20 protein-coding genes are annotated in these 16,488 nt (G+C 65.1%); all 20 read right to left on the bottom strand.

What is annotated here, in order from left to right:
- Positions 1-2: 2 nt before the first annotated feature.
- The 20 genes from H7J86_RS24655 to H7J86_RS24560 all read right to left on the bottom strand — a co-directional run bounded on the left by H7J86_RS24655 (position 3) and on the right by H7J86_RS24560 (position 16,488).
- A complete protein-coding gene (locus H7J86_RS24655) occupies positions 3-3,473 on the bottom strand; it encodes a hypothetical protein (protein WP_267294134.1) in 3,471 nt (1,156 codons plus the stop codon).
- Positions 3,473-3,934 carry an HNH endonuclease gene (locus H7J86_RS24650; protein ID WP_267294132.1) on the bottom strand — a complete coding sequence of 154 codons (462 nt, stop codon included), beginning with the start codon at positions 3,932-3,934 and terminating at the stop codon, positions 3,473-3,475. The genes H7J86_RS24655 and H7J86_RS24650 overlap by 1 nt, the downstream gene beginning before the upstream one ends.
- Positions 3,935-4,075: 141 nt before the next feature.
- A complete protein-coding gene (locus H7J86_RS24645) occupies positions 4,076-4,408 on the bottom strand; it encodes a hypothetical protein (protein ID WP_267294130.1) in 333 nt (110 codons plus the stop codon).
- Between the two features lie 49 nt (positions 4,409-4,457).
- Positions 4,458-4,994, bottom strand: coding sequence for a hypothetical protein (locus tag H7J86_RS24640; RefSeq protein WP_267294128.1), 537 nt, complete (start codon positions 4,992-4,994; stop codon positions 4,458-4,460).
- Between the two features lie 88 nt (positions 4,995-5,082).
- Positions 5,083-6,141, bottom strand: coding sequence for a hypothetical protein (locus H7J86_RS24635; protein ID WP_267294127.1), 1,059 nt, complete (start codon positions 6,139-6,141; stop codon positions 5,083-5,085).
- A 103-nt stretch (positions 6,142-6,244) separates the two neighbouring features.
- Positions 6,245-6,694: a hypothetical protein gene (locus H7J86_RS24630; protein ID WP_267294125.1), complete on the bottom strand. Its 450-nt coding sequence runs from the start codon at positions 6,692-6,694 to the stop codon at positions 6,245-6,247.
- The gene (locus H7J86_RS24625; RefSeq protein WP_267294123.1) at positions 6,691-6,996 is read right to left on the bottom strand and encodes an HK97 gp10 family phage protein; all 306 of its coding nucleotides are present in this window, start codon (positions 6,994-6,996) and stop codon (positions 6,691-6,693) included. Before H7J86_RS24625 ends, H7J86_RS24630 begins: the two co-directional genes overlap by 4 nt.
- A 55-nt stretch (positions 6,997-7,051) precedes the next feature.
- Positions 7,052-7,345, bottom strand: coding sequence for a hypothetical protein (locus tag H7J86_RS24620; protein ID WP_267294121.1), 294 nt, complete (start codon positions 7,343-7,345; stop codon positions 7,052-7,054).
- Positions 7,346-7,702 (bottom strand): hypothetical protein, encoded by a 357-nt coding sequence (locus H7J86_RS24615; RefSeq protein ID WP_267294119.1) that lies wholly within the window; start codon positions 7,700-7,702, stop codon positions 7,346-7,348.
- The gene (locus tag H7J86_RS24610) at positions 7,699-7,950 is read right to left on the bottom strand and encodes an MFS transporter (RefSeq protein WP_267294117.1); all 252 of its coding nucleotides are present in this window, start codon (positions 7,948-7,950) and stop codon (positions 7,699-7,701) included. Before H7J86_RS24610 ends, H7J86_RS24615 begins: the two co-directional genes overlap by 4 nt.
- Positions 7,951-7,961: 11 nt before the next feature.
- A complete protein-coding gene (locus H7J86_RS24605; protein ID WP_267294115.1) occupies positions 7,962-8,354 on the bottom strand; it encodes a hypothetical protein in 393 nt (130 codons plus the stop codon).
- A 16-nt stretch (positions 8,355-8,370) separates the two neighbouring features.
- Positions 8,371-8,922: a hypothetical protein gene (locus tag H7J86_RS24600; protein ID WP_267294113.1), complete on the bottom strand. Its 552-nt coding sequence runs from the start codon at positions 8,920-8,922 to the stop codon at positions 8,371-8,373.
- A gap of 22 nt (positions 8,923-8,944) precedes the next feature.
- Entirely contained in the window at positions 8,945-9,358 is a 414-nt protein-coding gene (locus H7J86_RS24595; protein ID WP_267294111.1) for a hypothetical protein, read from the bottom strand.
- The gene (locus H7J86_RS24590; protein WP_267294109.1) at positions 9,358-9,753 is read right to left on the bottom strand and encodes a hypothetical protein; all 396 of its coding nucleotides are present in this window, start codon (positions 9,751-9,753) and stop codon (positions 9,358-9,360) included. The genes H7J86_RS24595 and H7J86_RS24590 overlap by 1 nt, the downstream gene beginning before the upstream one ends.
- A gap of 2 nt (positions 9,754-9,755) precedes the next feature.
- A complete protein-coding gene (locus tag H7J86_RS24585; RefSeq protein ID WP_267294107.1) occupies positions 9,756-10,475 on the bottom strand; it encodes an HNH endonuclease in 720 nt (239 codons plus the stop codon).
- A 113-nt stretch (positions 10,476-10,588) separates the two neighbouring features.
- Complete coding sequence (locus H7J86_RS24580) at positions 10,589-12,064, bottom strand: phage major capsid protein (RefSeq protein WP_267294105.1); 1,476 nt, start codon at positions 12,062-12,064, stop codon at positions 10,589-10,591.
- A 14-nt stretch (positions 12,065-12,078) separates the two neighbouring features.
- Positions 12,079-13,119 carry an HK97 family phage prohead protease gene (locus H7J86_RS24575; RefSeq protein ID WP_267294103.1) on the bottom strand — a complete coding sequence of 347 codons (1,041 nt, stop codon included), beginning with the start codon at positions 13,117-13,119 and terminating at the stop codon, positions 12,079-12,081.
- Positions 13,116-14,642, bottom strand: coding sequence for a phage portal protein (locus H7J86_RS24570; protein WP_267294100.1), 1,527 nt, complete (start codon positions 14,640-14,642; stop codon positions 13,116-13,118). The genes H7J86_RS24575 and H7J86_RS24570 overlap by 4 nt, the downstream gene beginning before the upstream one ends.
- Entirely contained in the window at positions 14,639-14,842 is a 204-nt protein-coding gene (locus H7J86_RS24565) for a hypothetical protein (RefSeq protein ID WP_267294098.1), read from the bottom strand. The genes H7J86_RS24570 and H7J86_RS24565 overlap by 4 nt, the downstream gene beginning before the upstream one ends.
- Positions 14,839-16,488 carry a terminase large subunit domain-containing protein gene (locus H7J86_RS24560; RefSeq protein ID WP_267294096.1) on the bottom strand — a complete coding sequence of 550 codons (1,650 nt, stop codon included), beginning with the start codon at positions 16,486-16,488 and terminating at the stop codon, positions 14,839-14,841. The genes H7J86_RS24565 and H7J86_RS24560 overlap by 4 nt, the downstream gene beginning before the upstream one ends.

Genomic DNA, 16,488 nt, shown 5'->3' with positions numbered 1-16,488 from the left:
CCTCACATTCCCGGAGCCGCGCCCTGCGTGCGCATGTGGTAGTCCCAGTCGCGGGCGATGCCAGCTCCGGAGCGATCGGCGCCGGCGTTGATCGTCGTCTGGTAGGTGTTTCCTCCAGCCCCGCCTGCAGCAGGGTCGACCGGCGACTGATCCGGCTTGCCCGCCATCGCCGCGGCAGACTGGCCAGCCGTATTCGGCAGCGCCATTCCCGCTCCCGCAATGCCGCCAGCGATCTTGGTGAACCAACTCGAATTCGCCAGCTGCGACCCGCCCGTCGGCAGGAGAGTCTCCATCAGGCCGCTGACGCCGATACCCGCTGCCTGAGAACCGAATTCGATCGCGCGGTTGATCAGCTTCATACCGGTCTGGGCCGCCTGACCAGCGCCGGGGGCCATCATGTCCAGCGCCATGCCACCGGCCTGCATCGCCATACCGATCGCACCGTCACCGGAGATACCGACGCCGCCACCACCAGAACCGTTGACCGGCGGAAGACCACCGAGCGGGGTGCCCGCTGCGGCGCCGACACCGGGCCCCATCGGGTTCGCGCCGAGAACCGGGCCCTGGCCACCCCCGCCGGGCAGGATTGTCGACGGGATACCGGGGGTGCCCCAGCCGGGCGAGCCGGGGTTGTTCAGCCCAGGGTTCGTATTCGCGGGTCCGTAGATGTCCGCCGGTGTGACGGTCGTCGGGGAGGCAGACGCGGCGGGGCCGGCGGTCGGACCCAGCGGGAAGTAGTACTGCTTCTGGAACTGCCGGTCCAGCGCGCCGGCCGCGGATCCGCCGTACTGGGCGCCGCCCCCAGTACCGCCGCCGCCTTCGAAGTTCACCCCGTTGGGCAGAGTGGCTGCCATGTGCGCGCCGGGGCCGTACGGGGTCACTCCGACGTTTAGCGCCCCCGGCTGGAAGCCGGGCAGGGCCCCAACCTTCGCGGCCTCGGCGTCGCTGCCGAAGTTGGCGGTCGTGAACAGGCGCCCGGGTGTGGTCTGTCCGCTGCGCAGCATCTCGACGAGGTCCGAGATCGACCCAGAGCAGTCCGCGAGACCGTTGACGAGATCCGAAGCCGGCGCGTAGGCCGTCTTCCCGGAGGCTGACTGAGCGAGCGCCATCATCGACGCGACGTTCGGGTTGCCGACAGCCGCGGGCCCCATCGCAGACGCCGCGTAACCGTAGACGCTCTGCTGCGGCAGCCCGGTGTACTGCGGGCCGAACGCGCCCTGGGCCCCGAGGATGCCCAGCGCACCGTAGCCGCCCTGCGAGGGGTTCATCGCAGAGATGGCGCCGAGCTGTCCGAGGAGCGGTGCGGCGGCCAGGTTGGCTACGAACTTGAACAGGTTCTCGGCCAGACCGGGCAGGCCCTTGGAGAGGCCGAAGTCCTGGTCGAGCTTGGCGCCGATATCGCCGAGCTGGTCGGCCATTCCGTTGAGCTGCTTGATGCCCTTCTGCGTGGCCGTCTGCCGGGCCTCGTTGAGCCGCATCTCAGCTTCGTGGCGGTCCTGCTCGGCCCGGGCGACGTCGTTGCGCGCATCCTGAATATCGTTGGCAGTAGCTGCGTTCGATGCCTCCAGCTGATTGAGCCGGGCCTTCTTCTCCTCCACCTTGAACTGCGCGTCATACAGCGAGTTCTCGGCGGATGCCAGCGCCGCGGTGGGTGCTGTGCTTAGCGGTGGGCTGTACGGCAGTACAGGCGCGTCGGGCAGCTTCGGACCCCCAGCACCGCCGCCGGTGTCGGTGGAGAAGAACCCGCCGCCGCGCTGCCCGCTCTTCCCGTAGCCGGGCCACCACATGCCCGGTTCCGCGGGCTGCGTCAACGTGAATGGCGCACCGGGTCCGACGAGTCGCCGGCCGGTAGGGCCGTGTGGGCCGTTCCCGCCGCCGGGGACCACCGCGTTCGGGTCCCAGGTGTTCGGCTGCGGCTTGGACGGGTCGAATCTACTGCCAGGGAGGTACGGCCGGCCCTGGTCGTCGTATTTGACCTCTGGCAGTCCGACCTCGGTGGAATCCTTGACGTCGGACTGCAGCCCGACGCCCATTGCACCGCCCCACTTGGTGAGGAATGTCAGCCACGTGGGCACCGAGACCTTCGCCAGCGCCGCAGTGATCCCGGTTGCGCCCGTCGTAGCCGCAGCCGGAAGGCCCACTCCCAGAAGAGTGCTGATCGTCTGAAGTGACGTGGTCAGCGCGGCGACGCCCTGGATGGTCTTCCATGCTCCGAAGGCTCCGACGACACCCCACACAAGTCCGGGGTGTTCGCGCAGTAAGCCCGAGATATCTTCCAGCGCATCCACCAAGACCGGTAGTACTTCCTTGGCTACGGGTGCCAGCGACCCGACTGCCTTACCGAGCCCGACGATCAACGAGCCGACCTCTTTGAGCGCGTCCAAGCCTTCAGAGATCCACTGCTTGAGTTCGCCAGATTGCTTGGCCTCGTTGATGAACGAGCTGAACTGAAAGGCTGCGTCGGTCGCTGCGCGGGCCAGGTCAGGCAGGAAGTCCGACCCCACGCTCATGATGTCAGCCATCGCCTGGGTGAACGGCGCGGCTGCGGGCGCCAGCGCATCGAACGCCTTCGAGATATTCGTGGTGATGTTGGTGATCGCAGCCTGGCCCGGACCGGACATCAGCTGGTCGGTGATGCCCATGAACATCTCGTTGAACGATGACGACAACTGGGTCGTCATCTTCTCAATCGTCGGCATCAGAGTCCGCGAGAGTTCTTGCAGCTGACCAGAAACGCCATCAAACAGCGCATCCTGGGAGGCGTTCTTCAACCGGTCGAACGCCGGCAGTAGGGATTGCACTGACAGCGCCGCTTGCTGCGCATTCGGCGACAGAGATCGCAGTGCTTCCGAGAACTTCTCGGGATCCCGCAACGACGACATGGCGTCACCGAATCCAAGCGTCGCGATCTTGAGCGTCCCGAATGCCCCGGCCGCGGCCATCGCTGCACCGGGAAGTAGGGCCAGGGAGCCAGCAGCAGTGACCGCGGCACCCGAAACCACCGCCAGAGCCGGCACCGCAGCGCCGATCGCCAGCGACGCCGTTCCCTTACCCATCAGGCTCAGCGAGGTGTTGAGCGTGGACATCCGTGAGATGTTGTTGCTGTCGTCCTCGTGTGCGCGCATCGCTGCCCGGACCGCAGCCGCCTCAGCGCGTTTGGCCTTGGCCAAAGCCTCCGACCGTTCAATCTTCTGGCGATCGGTGGCGTCTGACTTCTTCTGGACTTCGTCGTAGCGGGCCTGCTCAACCCTCACTCGACTGACGGCGTCGGCGACCTTATCGACCGCCTTCTCCATGCGCTGCGCGGACTGCTGAACCCGCGGCACCGACCGTTCGATGCCGCCGGCCAGCTTCTCCCCGAACGCCCGCCCCGACCGGTCCGCTGCCCGGTCGAAGGTGTCCTCGACCTTGTCGGCATCACGACGCACACCACGCTCGTCGAGGCGGGTGAAGATGTCCAAATGGATTGCCACTAGCAGGCCTTACGGTCCATGTCGCTGTGGGTGAATAGTTCAAGACGCTTATCCCGAACAGCCTCCGCAGCCAGTTCGGCCGTCTCGAAGTAGCCCAAGTAGACGTCGCGACCGTGGTGCCGAAGCCGCGCGCGCCACTTGCCATTTCTGTACAGATCCACCCCACGGATACCGCTGGCGCCGTGGGCGCCTTGGCGGTTCTCCTTGTTCTGCTTCGAGGTAACCAACCTCAGGTGATGCGGATTCACGCAAGCGGTGACGAAGCAACGATGATCCACTTCCATCCCCGCAGGAATCGATCCGTACTCGAACTCGTAAGCGATGCGGTGCGCATGAGTCGGGCTACCAGGAATCGCTTGCGCGAGTGTGTGATAGACGCCGTACCCCTTTTCTTGGGTACCGCCCATCCACGGCCAGCAACCGTCCTCTCCCGCCGACTTGTCGACCAGCTCGTCGAACATGTCTCGGTATCCAGCGTCGGTCGTGCCGAACCTGCGTAGGAGCCCGTGGTGATGCCGACACAGACCGTTGGGATCGCCCTTCCGGGAGTAGAAAGCGCGATTGCATTGCCCGATGGAGCAGCTGTCTGATTCGGCCAACGTCTACACCGCCTCTCCCGGGAACAAGATCACGCCATCGCCGGCCTCGATGGCCTTGCGATCCGCGATGATTTGGTTGATTCGACTGACAGGCAGGAAGAACTGCTCGCCGTATTCGTCGGTGTCCGCGTTGGGGAATTTCGCCGAGCGGAACAGCGCCGCGATGTTCGCCGACTGGGCGAGCATCTTCTTCCACTCCGGTCGCTCGCCGTCGCGTATCGCTGCAGCGACGGCTCCATCCTCCGGAGCGAATTCGATTGTGATAGTGCGCGTCTCTGCCTCGTGATCCTCTTCGGTGGTTACCCCGAACAGCTCCAGAAGCTCAAATGACGACATCGCGCCGGAATGCCATTCCGCAATCCGGCGGTTGAAGAACCTTTGTAGGTCAGACGCTATCCGGCGTGGGAACAGCCGCCAGAACGCTTGCGCTTCCCACACTTTTGTCGTCCGCATCAGCCCGCTTCACCAGGCCGCTACGGAGGTCCTTGAGCAGCTGCACGAGCTCGCCCGGGGATCCGCCCGCGTCTTCGAACTCTTGGTACTTGTCACCCAGGACGATCTGGCAGACCTGAATCTCGTACGGCGGATCGACCAGGTGGGTGATCCCGTCCTCGCCGGTCTCCTGGTACGGCTCGATGTAGTCACCGCGAACCACATGAGCGCCGGTGTAACTTTCGATCTTCGTGCCGTCAGGCTGCTGGGTGAACACCCGACGCTCGGGCTGTTCAGTGTCCGGCCAGCGGTCGCACTGGTTCATCCGATGGTGCAGCTTGTGGTATGCGGTGAGCTGCTTTGCGTTGAAGAACAACGGATTCCGCACCGTGAACGTGACGTTCTCTTCGGTGGTGATGGTGGCGGACCGAGCGAACGAATTGTTCGCGTCCGCCTGGTCCTGGGCGTTCTTGTCCTGGTCCTCGGCCATGCTGCTTGTCCTCGACTACCCCTCGGCTGATGGTGGAAGCCTCCGGCGGGCGGTAGCCGAGGAACACCCGCCCGCCGGAGACGATCAACTAGGGCTGCGTCACCGAGTTCGACACGGCCGACACCGCGGTGTCACCTTCGGCGTCGGTCACGGTCACCTGCAGGAACGAGGTGGTTGCCGTGGTCAGCCCGGTCAGACCCAGGGTGACGATGTCGTCGGCGACGCCGGTGGTGCCCACCGTCACGCTGGACGGCGACGTCATGTTGGCGTTGGCCGACTTCTGCACCGCGTACGTGAACGGCGAGACACCGCCGATGGGCTTCTCGAACTCCAACTCGGCGGTGGTGGCGGTGAGCGGCGAGCCCACCGGAGCCGGGGGCACGAACGACAGCCCCGGGGTGTCGTACTCGTCCCACGCCGCGCCTGAGACCCACATGCACGAGATCAGCGGCTGACCCTTGGTACCAATGAAGTTCGGGTCGATGAGACGCGTGAACGACAACTCGCCGGAGGTCGGGTCCGTCTTGCTGCCCGAGAACTTCCCCTGGTTCGACCGGACCACTCGGGACAGACCGAACGCCGTCCGCTCGATCAGACCCGCGGCCTTGTCCTCGTGGATGAGGATGAACTGCCGCTCGATGAAGTCGATCTCGTCGTTCTCCTCGACCACGTACGTCTTGCCCGCCTTCGACGGGTGCAGGATGTTGGCCAGAGGCAGGTTGTTGTGCAGCCGGTGCATCACGCGGTTGTTCTCGAAACCGGTGAAGGTGACCTTCTTCTCTCGCGAGGTCATGTCGACGCGGGCCGGGTCGATGGACTGCAGGATCTCCAGCGCGTCCATCTTGGTGTCGTGCTCCTGCACGAAACCGTCGGGGCTGGCGCAGCCGATCTTGTGGAAACCCAGGTTCGGGACCGGGTTGTACACCTGCTTGCCGTTGGGCAAGGTGAGCACGGCGAGCAGGTCGTCGCGCCACTGCCCGTCCTCGGCCATCGGCGACACAAAGTCGCCGCCGGGGCTGATGTTGGTGGCCAGGCCGTGGTAGTCACGGGCGAGCAGCGACCACTTGCCGCCACGACGGACACGCAGGGCGTTGAAGCGCGCCAGCGCCGAGTCGATGAGACTGACGCCGGTAGCCGGTTGAGCCATGTTGCTTCCCTTTCGGATGGTGAACCGGAGTGGTTCCGGCGTTTTTGCGGCAGCGCGCCGCGCACCCCGCCCAGGCCGGGAAGGGTGAGATTGGTTGTTTCAGTTACCGTTTGACGTAGGAGAGGCCGACCGAGTACTTGGCCAACTTCCCGATGATCAGGTCGTTGTCGAACTTGATCCAATGCGGTGACTCGAATACCGACACGTAGTCGAAGTTCACGATGCGCCCGCTCTGCAGGACGATGTCTTCCTGGTTGATGGCCAGGTTGAGCATCCACGCGTGGGTGTCCGCGCAGTCGTCTATGGCCTGGTCTTCGCCCTCGGACTTGAGGCACATCGTGCGCACGTCGACGAGCTGGTCAGAGAATCCGTACTCCGCGACCTCGCTGCCAGTGATGTTGCGCACCAGCACCATCGGCAGAGGATCGCCGGAGGACGGGTTGGGGCCCATCGGTTCGCCCGGGCGGCGAGTGATCGCGGTGGTCCGCAAAGCCTGCAGGTATGCGGTCAGTGCCTCTTCGACGTCGTCCGGGGCCTCGTCAGCTGCGCTCACACATCCCCCTCGACGCCGTTGTCCATGGTGCCGCCGTGACGGTGAGCGACCTTCCCGAACGGCGCGAACGCCGGCGTCGGGGTGTCCGGGCCGAACGGAGACTTTGAATCCGGATTGTCGGGCCCGGTGCCATCTTCGATGAAGTGGAAATACCAGAGCCGGGTCCCCACCCACCAGTGGGGAAGCCCTTTGCGATCCTTGCGCTTCTCCACATGGATCGACGCCGCGGCTTCCGCTGTCCGCTTGGGGGTTTCGGCGCGCACCTCGTCGCGGATCTTCTCGGCGAATTCCTTCGATTGCACTCGGACTTCCCCAGCCGCGCGGACTTTCGCCTCAATCTCCGCGGCGATCTCGCGGCTACTTGTCGACATCGCCTTCCGGCTTGCCGCTGGTGCCCGCCGGCTTCTGCGCACCGCCACCGGTGCCGCCGGCGTGCGTCTTCGCCGGCGACTTGTCTTCGGTCTTCGGATCGGGATCCGGCGCCGGGTCGAACCCCATCACGTCGTCATCGTCGTCGACGACCTCCACCGCGTCGCCCAGCTCGGCGGCGGTCGCCTCATCGAGCTCCACCACCGCACCGGGCTCCGTGTGGTGCACACCCTTACCGTCCTGGGTGAACGCGCATTCCTTCACGATCGTGTACTGGGCCATTTAGGTCACCTGCCTTATCGAGAGAATCGTTACCTTGAACGGGTTTCCGTCCATGTCTACAAAAACCTGCGGGCCCGCAACCACTTTGAAGGCCTTCTCATCGACCAGGAGTTCGCCGTCGACCTTCAATTCGGTTACCGCGGCCACGGGCGGCGCGGTGGTCTTCCACACCTGGGTCGACGTGTCGAGGTCGTATTCGGCCGTCTCTTTGACGCTCAGCGGCCGGTGGCGACAGCCAGGCACATCAACCGGGGACGGCGTCTGCTGGAGGGTTCCTACTCGGCCGCGAGTGCCGGTGTTCACTCGGGAGACCACCGTGACGACCTGGCCACCGAACGACTCCAGCGGAGCGGTCAACTCGACGCCACATCCAATGCCCAGCCGCCCTGCCGGGTGGTAACGGTGATCGTCACGTCACCGACTTCCTTGCCCATCAGCATCGGCTGCAGCGAAAGAGCCAGTGCCTGAATGGCGCACACCGCCCACGGCTGAAACTGACCGTTGGCGCCCCTCTGCAACGACGCCTTGAGTTCCTCGATGCCGGGGAGCTCACCGCGCCGCGGGTTGACGTCGGCATCCATCACCGTTGCGCCGTCGACGATCATCCGGAAGTGGCTCATTCGCCGACGCCCGCCGCTGCGAGGGCACTGCGCGGAACAACCACGTGATCGGTGTTGCCGACCGTCAGCGACAGCACCGCCGGCTCATGCAGGGCACCAGGATGGACGTGGATGATGCGGACTCCCTCGGGGGGCGCCGCGGCCGCCTGCCGGAGCTGAGCAGCCTCACCCTTCGCGATGAGGTCGAAGTTGGTCTCGATGAGATGCGTGATCGCCTCGGCCGCGACAGTCGCCGCGGAACCGATGAAATCCCGGGCCTGCTCATCACTCATCCCGGTGTCCCGGAACCCCGGCATCGGAATGAAATGGGCCGCCGTTCTCTCGTCGCCGGGGTGCGGCAGCCCGGTCTTGAATGCTTCGGCAATGAGTTCCACAGCCTGACGGTTCATCAGGGGTCTCCTTGAATCAGGTGAAAATGATGCGGCGGTAGGAATCCAGCCACGACGTGTCGAGGGCTTCCTCGACGTCACGGTCAGACCAGTTGTATTCGACGTCATCGACGCGCTTCTTCGTCAACTTGCCACCGGAACCCCGCGCCTGCGTTGATATTCCAACGCTCAGCGCGACGGCATCGACACACTTGAGCACCGCGAGGTCGAAATCGGGGGCGGTCTCGTGGCCGTGGGTCATCGTGACGGTGATCGCGCCATACTCGCCGGTCCAACAGCCGCGGGACCGCTTACGCACGAGCCCCATGGACTTCGACACCCGGCACTGGTTGGCCACGTCAACGGTGACGCCGTCTTCAACGATCGCGAGGTCAATAACCTTGCGTGTCGGCAGGGCCAGCACACGCCCGCCCGGGCCGTCCAGCTCCAGCACCTCGTCGTCGACGACGGGCGTGACGTGCCACCCGCAGTAGTTGCGGGCGGCACGCAGAGCCGCTTCGAACAGTCGCTGCACTTCGGGATCCGACGCCTGGAGCCGACCCTTGGTGTAGGTCTCGACGTCGGCCACGCTCAGTGCAGCCATCAGGCAGTTACGCCCGGGCCGGCGGGGTGGTGGAGCCTGCGGCCAGCAGCGCGAGGGCCGAGAACACGCCGCCGGTGGTGACTGTCGCCGAGGTGACCTTGAGGCGAACGTAGCGCTGCTGTTGGACGATGTAGCCGAGCTGGGCGACGCTGTCGCTCTTCGTGTTGTCGAAGACGACGGGACCGCCTTGCACACGGTCGGCCGGGACATCGGTCCAGTCGGTGCCGTTGTCGGAGTGCTGAAGTCGGACGGTGTGCGTGCCATCGGTGACGGTTCCTGCGGTCACAACGAACAACGCAGTCCGGAAGTTGTTCTTGAACACTCCCAGGTCGATCGTGGCACCGTTGGCGGTGGCGTTGGCGGCCAGAGCTCCGGATGCCAGCGCGAGGCGCGGTAGGACTTGGTTGTAGAGGGTTCGCATCAGTTCTTTCCTTCCTGGCCCCGGGGCCGACGGGGACCGGTACGGCGCGCGGCCGCGTCTTCGTTCCCCGCCTGATTTGTGGACTCTGTATGGGCCGCGGCAGCGACGGCGGTCTGGTGTTCTTCCTCGGCCAGCAGCCAGGCCTGGACGTCTTCCTCGTAGCGCTTCTCGGCCGCCAACCAAGCCTCAGCGTCGCCGCCGGGCAGTTGCGGGGTGCGCCGTTCGCCCGGCGCGGCTGTCGCCGTCTCCGTATGGGCGAACCCGAACGGGATGTCTTCCACCTTCGCGAAGTGCGGACGGTGGGTCTTCAAGATCGGGTCCTCGTCCGCGACCAGTACTCCGCCTGGATAGATCCTCCGGTCGAACTCGAATGCATTGATGCAGCGGTAGCTCATCGTCACGCTTCTTTCCCGCCCTCAAGGGCGAACAGGTACGGCCTGCCATTTAGCGCGGCCGTGACGTATTCGGGGTAGGCGTCGACGACGAATTGGACGAGGTCTTCAACGCGTTGGCCAGCGAGCTGGGGCTTCACCCACAGTTCGAGGTTGGCGATCCGGTTATCGCTCCGAATCCCGTTCTTGTGGTGCACATTTTCGAATGAAGCGAGCGGCCGACCCAAGTGTTGCTGCATCACGTAGCGGTGCTCCAAGATGCGCCGCCCGTCGGGCAGGGTGACTGTCCGATAACCGCGGGTCTTGCTTCCACTGCCGTTCCTGGCTTTCCGGCGCTCCGGCTCTCCGGGGTCACCATCGGCCATCACCCGGAGGTAGTGCATGTTGCAATACCCGCGGGACAGCCGCGGCTCGTCGCATCCTTCTACACGGCAGACGCGCAATAGGTGATCGGCTGGACCAGCCGAGCCTGTCTGCAGAAAACGTCTCCGATGCATCCGGCACATGCCGTCAGCTCGGGCTTCTTTGTCGCAGTCAGCGATTTCACAGACCGTATTGGCGCCGTTTCTCCGCCGCGCAGATATGGGCTGGTAAGTCTCGCGCTCGCGCCGGTTAATGCGGTCGATCTTGCATTTCGGTGAACAAACGATCGCTATCCGGCCGCGGCCAATCGTTTGCTGAAATGGCGATTTGCATTCGGAACACACCAGGTTTCTGACAGCCATTGTGGCACTCAGTTCCTTCCAGAGATGCGGGTGCCCCCAGACCTCTGGGAATCTGGGGGCACCCTTTCCACCGTGATCAGCGGCGGACGTATTCTGTTGTGTTACAGCTGCTCTCAGGTCACATTGAGAGCGCGGAAAGCCGAGTCATTCACGCTATCTGCGCCAACTCGGATCCACGCGTGCCAACCGGCCTTGCCAACCGGGCGGCCGTTGGGACCGAAGAGCTGGGGGATGTAACTGAGTGTGGTGCCCAAACGATCGGCCACGACGTAGTTCTGGAAGTCGCCGTAGGCGAGGACGATGTTGTCCTGGCCCGCGTTGATGACTCCGTCCATGGCTTCGGCGACGTAGTCGGGGCGCCCGAGCAGTTCCCGCTTGCGGCCTTCGGCCAGCTGACCCCACAGCGACGCGCCGCCGTTGGTGTCGAACTGGCGCATCTTGGCGTAGATGCCGCGGTGAGCCAGCCAGGACGCATTGAACGCGTAGCGCTGCGGCAGGGCTGCGTCCAGGTTGTGCACGTCGCCGACGGCGAACGTGTCGGTAGTCGTCGACGGCACGACCGAGGCGGTGCCGGTGAGGGCGGTGATGATGCCGGTCGGCTGACCGCTGCCCGAGCCGGTGACGAACGCGATGGACTCCTTGACCTCCTTCTCGAAGGCGATCATCTTCGAGATTTCGTCGGCCAGGCCGGGAGCGTCCATCTGCAGCTCATGCGAGAACGGCACGAAGATCTGCAGCTTGTGGATCGGGATCTCGGGCTGATCCAGGGTCGGAGCGTCGTCGGAGACCTCTTCGCCCTCACCGTCCCACGAGCCGGTCACGCCGGCCGTAGAGATGCCCTTCCAGACGTCGCCGGTGGCCTGCACCACCCGGGCGATCTGCCGGACCTCGTTGAACGATCCGTTGGCGGTGATGATGATCGTCGGATCCAGCTGCATGGGAACCATGAAGCCGCCCTGGTTGTCCGTCAGGCCCATCGCGCGGGTGTAGGCCTCGCGCTCTTCGTCATTCAGCACCGCGGTGTTGCCGCGGGACCGGACGAGCTTGATGAACGCCTTCGAGTACGCCGGCGACGTAGTGGCCAGCACCAGTCGGGCGACCGGGGTGAGCTCGTCGGCGTCGCGCTCGATGTAGCGGGTGCAGACCTCGCGGACCTTGTCGTCGGCGAACTCCATCCGCTCCACAGCACCCTTGGCACGGGCCCGCAGCTCGGACGCGGCGCTGTCGCCGTAGCCCATGCGCATCTCGGAGATGTCCCACGGGTCGCGGTACTTGCCGACGAGCTCCGGTGCACCGAAGCGCTTCTGGTCGACGATGTCGATGTCGCCGTTGGGTCGGCCGTCGATGCGGGCCGCCTCGTCCGTCGGCGTGGAGGTAGCCACGCCGACGCCGGACGCGGCGCGGATCTCGGACAGCGCGGCGTCGTGCTCGAGGTCCAGGCGGTGCTGGTGCACCTCACGGAACTCGGTGAGCAGCGGCTGAACTGCGGCCATGTCCTCGGGGGTCTTGTCCTTCTTGTTCTTCAGACGCTCCAGTTCATCCTGGATGTCCTTCTCGCGGTTGACAGCTTCCTTGTGGGTGAGCTTCATGCTCGTTCGTCCTTTCAGACGCTCATGGGTGGGGGTGTCGCTTCGCGCGTGTTCTTGACGAGGTCGAAGGCGCCTTGGAACAGTCGCTCGACGGCGGCGGCCCGGGCGGCATCGACGGGGTCATCGATTTGCGCGGATGTTGCATCGGATGAATCGGATTCGTGCTCTCCGGCCGAATTGGTCTCGGTGGATCGCGGCGAATCTTCTGCGTGCTCTCCGGCCGAATCGCTGTCGGTGGAAGGCGGCGCATCGGTGTCCTCATCCGAGTGCTCGACGGCCCCACCATCGGAGGTGTCGCGCGGCTCTTCATCGGACGAATCCCCCGAAGGGGCTGGGGTCAGCGCGCGCAGCGCGGACTCCACGAGCAGCAACTTGCGTTGCTCCTCAGGCTTATTGAGCCGGTCCAGATTCAGGTGGACCGTTCCATCGGAAGCGGTGAGCTTCGCGCGCACCGCAGCTGAGGTGTTGTCGTAGGCCGGCCACACGACGGGGCCTACCTCCGCGACACGGACTTCCTTGAGTACCCGCAGCAGTGGGGTCCGCTCCGGCTGCTCGCCGTAGTACAGGATCCGCTTGACGTCGTCGGGCTTGACCGCCTTACCGTCCTTGTCCCGCCATTCGTCGCGAACGACGCTGAACCGGAAGCTCATTCCGTCGATAGCACCGGAGGCGATGGCCTCGCGAATCAAGTCGATGATGATGTGCTCGCCCAGCCGGGCCTGGACGTACAGACCGCGGTCATCCTCGTGGATGTCCTCGATCATGCCGATCGGGATCGACCCGATGAGTGGGTGGTGGCCGTGGTCGAACTGGAACTTCGGGGTGCGCTCACGAAGCGACTTACGGAAGGCGCCGGGCGCGATCTGCTCGTCGAAATCGCCCTCCCACGAGTTGATTCGGGTTGGCGAGTTGAATACCGCGCCGTAGCCGACGAACGTGCGTCCGTCGCTTTCGTCGCCGTCGTCATCGGCTGCACGCAGGAAGGTGAAATCGACCGACCGGACGAGATCCTCTCGCGGCAGGTCCTTGGGCTTAGTCAGTTGGGCAGTTGTCACGATTCCTCCTCGGACGTGCCGCTTGCTTCGATTGCGGGCTGCTGGACGGGTGAGATCAGTTCGAGAATTCGGCGCACTTGGTCGAGAACGACCGGCGCGCTTCGGCCCTGATCCGACCCGGACTGTTGACTGTTCGTCCCACCCTCGCCGGGCAGCTGCAGCTGGACGGAGTAGCGGCCGCTGTGCACGAGCAGCCGGTTGTCGTTGGCCTCGACGGCCTTGATCACCGAGTCGGGTTCGAAGCCCGCAGTGATGTAGGAGTTGATGGTCGACGCCTTGATCGCGGCTATCGCGGCGGCGTCCTTCTCGTCCTCACGCAGGAACGGGACGTCGCTGGAGTCATACCAGAGGCGTGTGCTGTCGCTGGGCACTGGGACGACGCGTTCCATCGTGCCGGATGCGTTCTGCCACAACGGATGGATGGTGCCATCGGCGAATCGACGGCGCGCCTGCGAGTAGTTCGAGTAGGTACTGGATTCCAGGCCCTTGCTCAGGCCTGCGATTACCGGGGGCACACCGGCGGCGGCGGCGACCCGGACCTCACCGCCACCGCGTACGTTGCTGAAGTCGATCTCTTTGAGATTCGCGCCGACGATGCTCACTTCAGCGCCCGGGTAAAGCTGCAGCGTCTTTCCCGCGTTGGCCGGGCCGGCGTGCTTGTCTTCGAACTCTTCGACCCACGCCTTGACGGCTTCCAGCGTCGCGCCCTTGACGCCCTGCACTCCGGCGAAGTGGCTGATCACCAGGTTCGGTGTCGCAGCGTTGTCCATGTACTTTGTCTGGTGGTTGGTCATTGACTGATCTGCTTGAATTTCTCGCAGAATCGGTGTCAGCCATGACATTCCAGCAGCGACATCGGAAAGCGGGTCAGGGATCGGGGCGAAGTGCGCTACCTCGTCAACTGTGAACGCAACGGGCTCGATCTTGCTGTCGGACTGGTGCCAGCCGCCCTCGTTGTACAGGTAGCCGATCTTCACCCAGCCGACCTGGCCCGCACCGCGATTGAGATCTGTGGGCCGGCCGGTGTTGTTCATGTACCGCCGCTGCCCGACGATCCGCACCCAGTCTGGACGCAACCGCACGAGCTCGTCGCCCTGGCGCACCCAGTAGGAGTTGCCGGCGAGGTCTGCGTCCTGGATCAGGCGGGACAGCAGATCCTGCGTGGTGCCGCCGCTCCATGGGCGCTCCAGCAGCCGCAGATCACGATTGCCGAAGGTGTCCGAAGGCGATCCGTTGAGCATCTGTTGCCACTGGAATCGCATGCCGGAGAACACGAGTTGGCGGGCCAGCATGCAGGAGAACACGACTCCGTTGGCCTGGTAAGCGCCTCGGGTGAGGCCCTCGAAATTATTGGCTGGCCGCTCGGTGGCCTTGCCATCGGACAGCGTCTCTTTGTATCCGGAGCCGGGATTGCCGAATCCGCCGTACATGAATGAGTTCAGCTGCGCTGCATAGTCTTCGAGTGTGAGCGTCGCAGCGCGCTGCGGGCTCACACCGAGCTTGAGTCGAGCCAGCAGGTTCACTGCTGGCTACGAGCTTCCCGCGGACGCAGCCGCTGCGCTACCGGCTGTCCAGCCGCCGGGTCCCAGAGCGTCCACGTGGCGGCCAGCACCAGAACACCGCCGACGAGCAGGCCCCACCCAGCACCGAACTGCACGATTACGCCAGCGATGATCGCGGCGAGCGCGGCAATCCCAAGGGGTCGAGCTTGTTTCGTCGTCACGACATGAATCCCCAAACTTCCGTTTCCTGTGGTTGTTCGTGGAGAAGACCCCACGTCAGCCCGATCAGTGCCTGCAGCGGATACACATCGGTCGGGGACCGGATCGGATCCAGGACCCACGCGCCTTTGGACAGGAACTTCACGTGCGCTGACGTTGCGGCGGCGTCCAACCCTGGGTGGGCGAGGTGATGCAGTTTGCGTTTCTCTGGGTTGTCCTCGTCGCGGTCGAGCAGGTCGAAGACATCGCTGCAGCCGACATGCTCATCGGCACCGCCCCACGGGATCACCCGCAGGTCAGCCGATTTGCCGTCTGGCAAGGTGGCGCCCTCGATGGCGTCGATCAGCGAGGTGGCCGGTGCACCGCTGGACTGTATGACCACCGCGGAGAACGTGTCCCGGTTCTCCACCAGCCACGGCACGACCCAGTCGACGCCGGCGCGGTCGGCCTTGATGCCGGCGACCACGTCGCCGTCCTCGGTGAACCCGCCGCGCGCAATGAACGCGCGTGACCGGGACATATTCACCGCCACCGACACCATCAGCAGGCTGTCCTCCGATGGCCGCTGATCGTTGGCCAGCGAGTCGGACCAGGCGCCGTCCGGGAAGGGGCCGGCGTCGGCCATGGCCACCCAGCGGCACAGGACCTCAATTTCGAACTGAACCGGTGGGTTGGCGCGCAGCGCCGCGGCGATCGCGCGGTCGGTGACGCACTCCGGGACGATGTCGGTGTGGTTCATCGACGGGTTGGCCTGCGCCCACGCGTTCGGGTCGGTGCGCTTCGCCGTCGGCGCGGCTGACCATTCGAAGAACCCGAGGACCTCGTCGTCGTCGCCGAGTTCGGAGAGGTATTCCTCCATCTCGGCGTCGAGGGCGTCCAGGACCTCGGCGTCGTCGTCGCCGTCCGGCCAGCCCAGCGCCCGGTGCGCCTGGGCCCGCAGGAACCGCAGTACCACGCTCAGCGCGTCACCGGCGTTGGAGAACGCCCAGGCCTGGCCACGCGGCCGGGCGTTCATGGCGTTCGTAACCGCCGACCATGCATCCCAGGACTGATGCTCCCGCAGCTCGTCGAGCAGGATCAGATCCCCGGAGAAGCCACGACCACCGCGGCGGGTTGCCGACGCGACCCGGTATTCGCGGAACCACGGCGTCTCTTCGGTCTTGGCCAGCCGCATGAATTTCGGGTGGCCCTGGTCGATCTTCTCGATCAGGTCGGCCAGTTCCTCGTCGTCCTGGGCCATCTCGACGGCTTCACCCCAGGCCGCTTCTGACCGGGCGAGATCCTGTGCGGTGCCGATCACCATCGGTGAGTCCTGGTCGTAGAGGTGCCATAGCGCGAGCACCGTCATGACCAGGGTTTTTCCGTTCTGTCGGCCGACGAGCACGACGATGAACCGGAACCGGTACGAGAAGATCCCGTCGGGGCCGACCGGGGCGGTCAGCTCCAGCGCGTGGATCAGCAGCCATTTCTGCCAGGGGAACAGCCGCAGTCCCAGGATCAGCTCGGCGAAAGCGATCGCTGCGTAGCCGTTGGTGGTCCGGCCGATGCCGTACTCGTCGCCGGCCACCAACGGCTGCAGCGGCTTGGTGTGTATGCGCGGGGTCTCGCTCCCGCGCAGCTGCGGACGCTCAGCGGTGGCGGTCGGCAA

The organism is Mycobacterium hackensackense, from assembly GCF_025822555.1.
Classification (GTDB): Bacteria; Actinomycetota; Actinomycetes; order Mycobacteriales; family Mycobacteriaceae; genus Mycobacterium; species Mycobacterium fluoranthenivorans.
The sequence above is the reverse complement of the archived record's forward strand: the minus strand, read 5'-3'. Positions and strand labels throughout refer to the sequence as shown.

Excerpts from the sequence above, each read along its gene's own strand:
- H7J86_RS24650 (WP_267294132.1), bottom strand. The coding sequence starts at position 3,934 with ATGTTCGACGAGCTGGTCGACAAGTCGGCGGGAGAGGACGGTTGCTGG.
- H7J86_RS24645 (WP_267294130.1), bottom strand. The coding sequence starts at position 4,408 with ATGTCGTCATTTGAGCTTCTGGAGCTGTTCGGGGTAACCACCGAAGAG.
- H7J86_RS24640 (WP_267294128.1), bottom strand. The coding sequence starts at position 4,994 with ATGGCCGAGGACCAGGACAAGAACGCCCAGGACCAGGCGGACGCGAAC.
- H7J86_RS24635 (WP_267294127.1), bottom strand. The coding sequence starts at position 6,141 with ATGGCTCAACCGGCTACCGGCGTCAGTCTCATCGACTCGGCGCTGGCG.
- H7J86_RS24620 (WP_267294121.1), bottom strand. The coding sequence starts at position 7,345 with ATGGCCCAGTACACGATCGTGAAGGAATGCGCGTTCACCCAGGACGGT.
- H7J86_RS24610 (WP_267294117.1), bottom strand. The coding sequence starts at position 7,950 with ATGATCGTCGACGGCGCAACGGTGATGGATGCCGACGTCAACCCGCGG.
- H7J86_RS24605 (WP_267294115.1), bottom strand. The coding sequence starts at position 8,354 with ATGAACCGTCAGGCTGTGGAACTCATTGCCGAAGCATTCAAGACCGGG.
- H7J86_RS24595 (WP_267294111.1), bottom strand. The coding sequence starts at position 9,358 with ATGCGAACCCTCTACAACCAAGTCCTACCGCGCCTCGCGCTGGCATCC.
- H7J86_RS24590 (WP_267294109.1), bottom strand. The coding sequence starts at position 9,753 with ATGAGCTACCGCTGCATCAATGCATTCGAGTTCGACCGGAGGATCTAT.
- H7J86_RS24585 (WP_267294107.1), bottom strand. The coding sequence starts at position 10,475 with ATGGCTGTCAGAAACCTGGTGTGTTCCGAATGCAAATCGCCATTTCAG.
- H7J86_RS24580 (WP_267294105.1), bottom strand. The coding sequence starts at position 12,064 with ATGAAGCTCACCCACAAGGAAGCTGTCAACCGCGAGAAGGACATCCAG.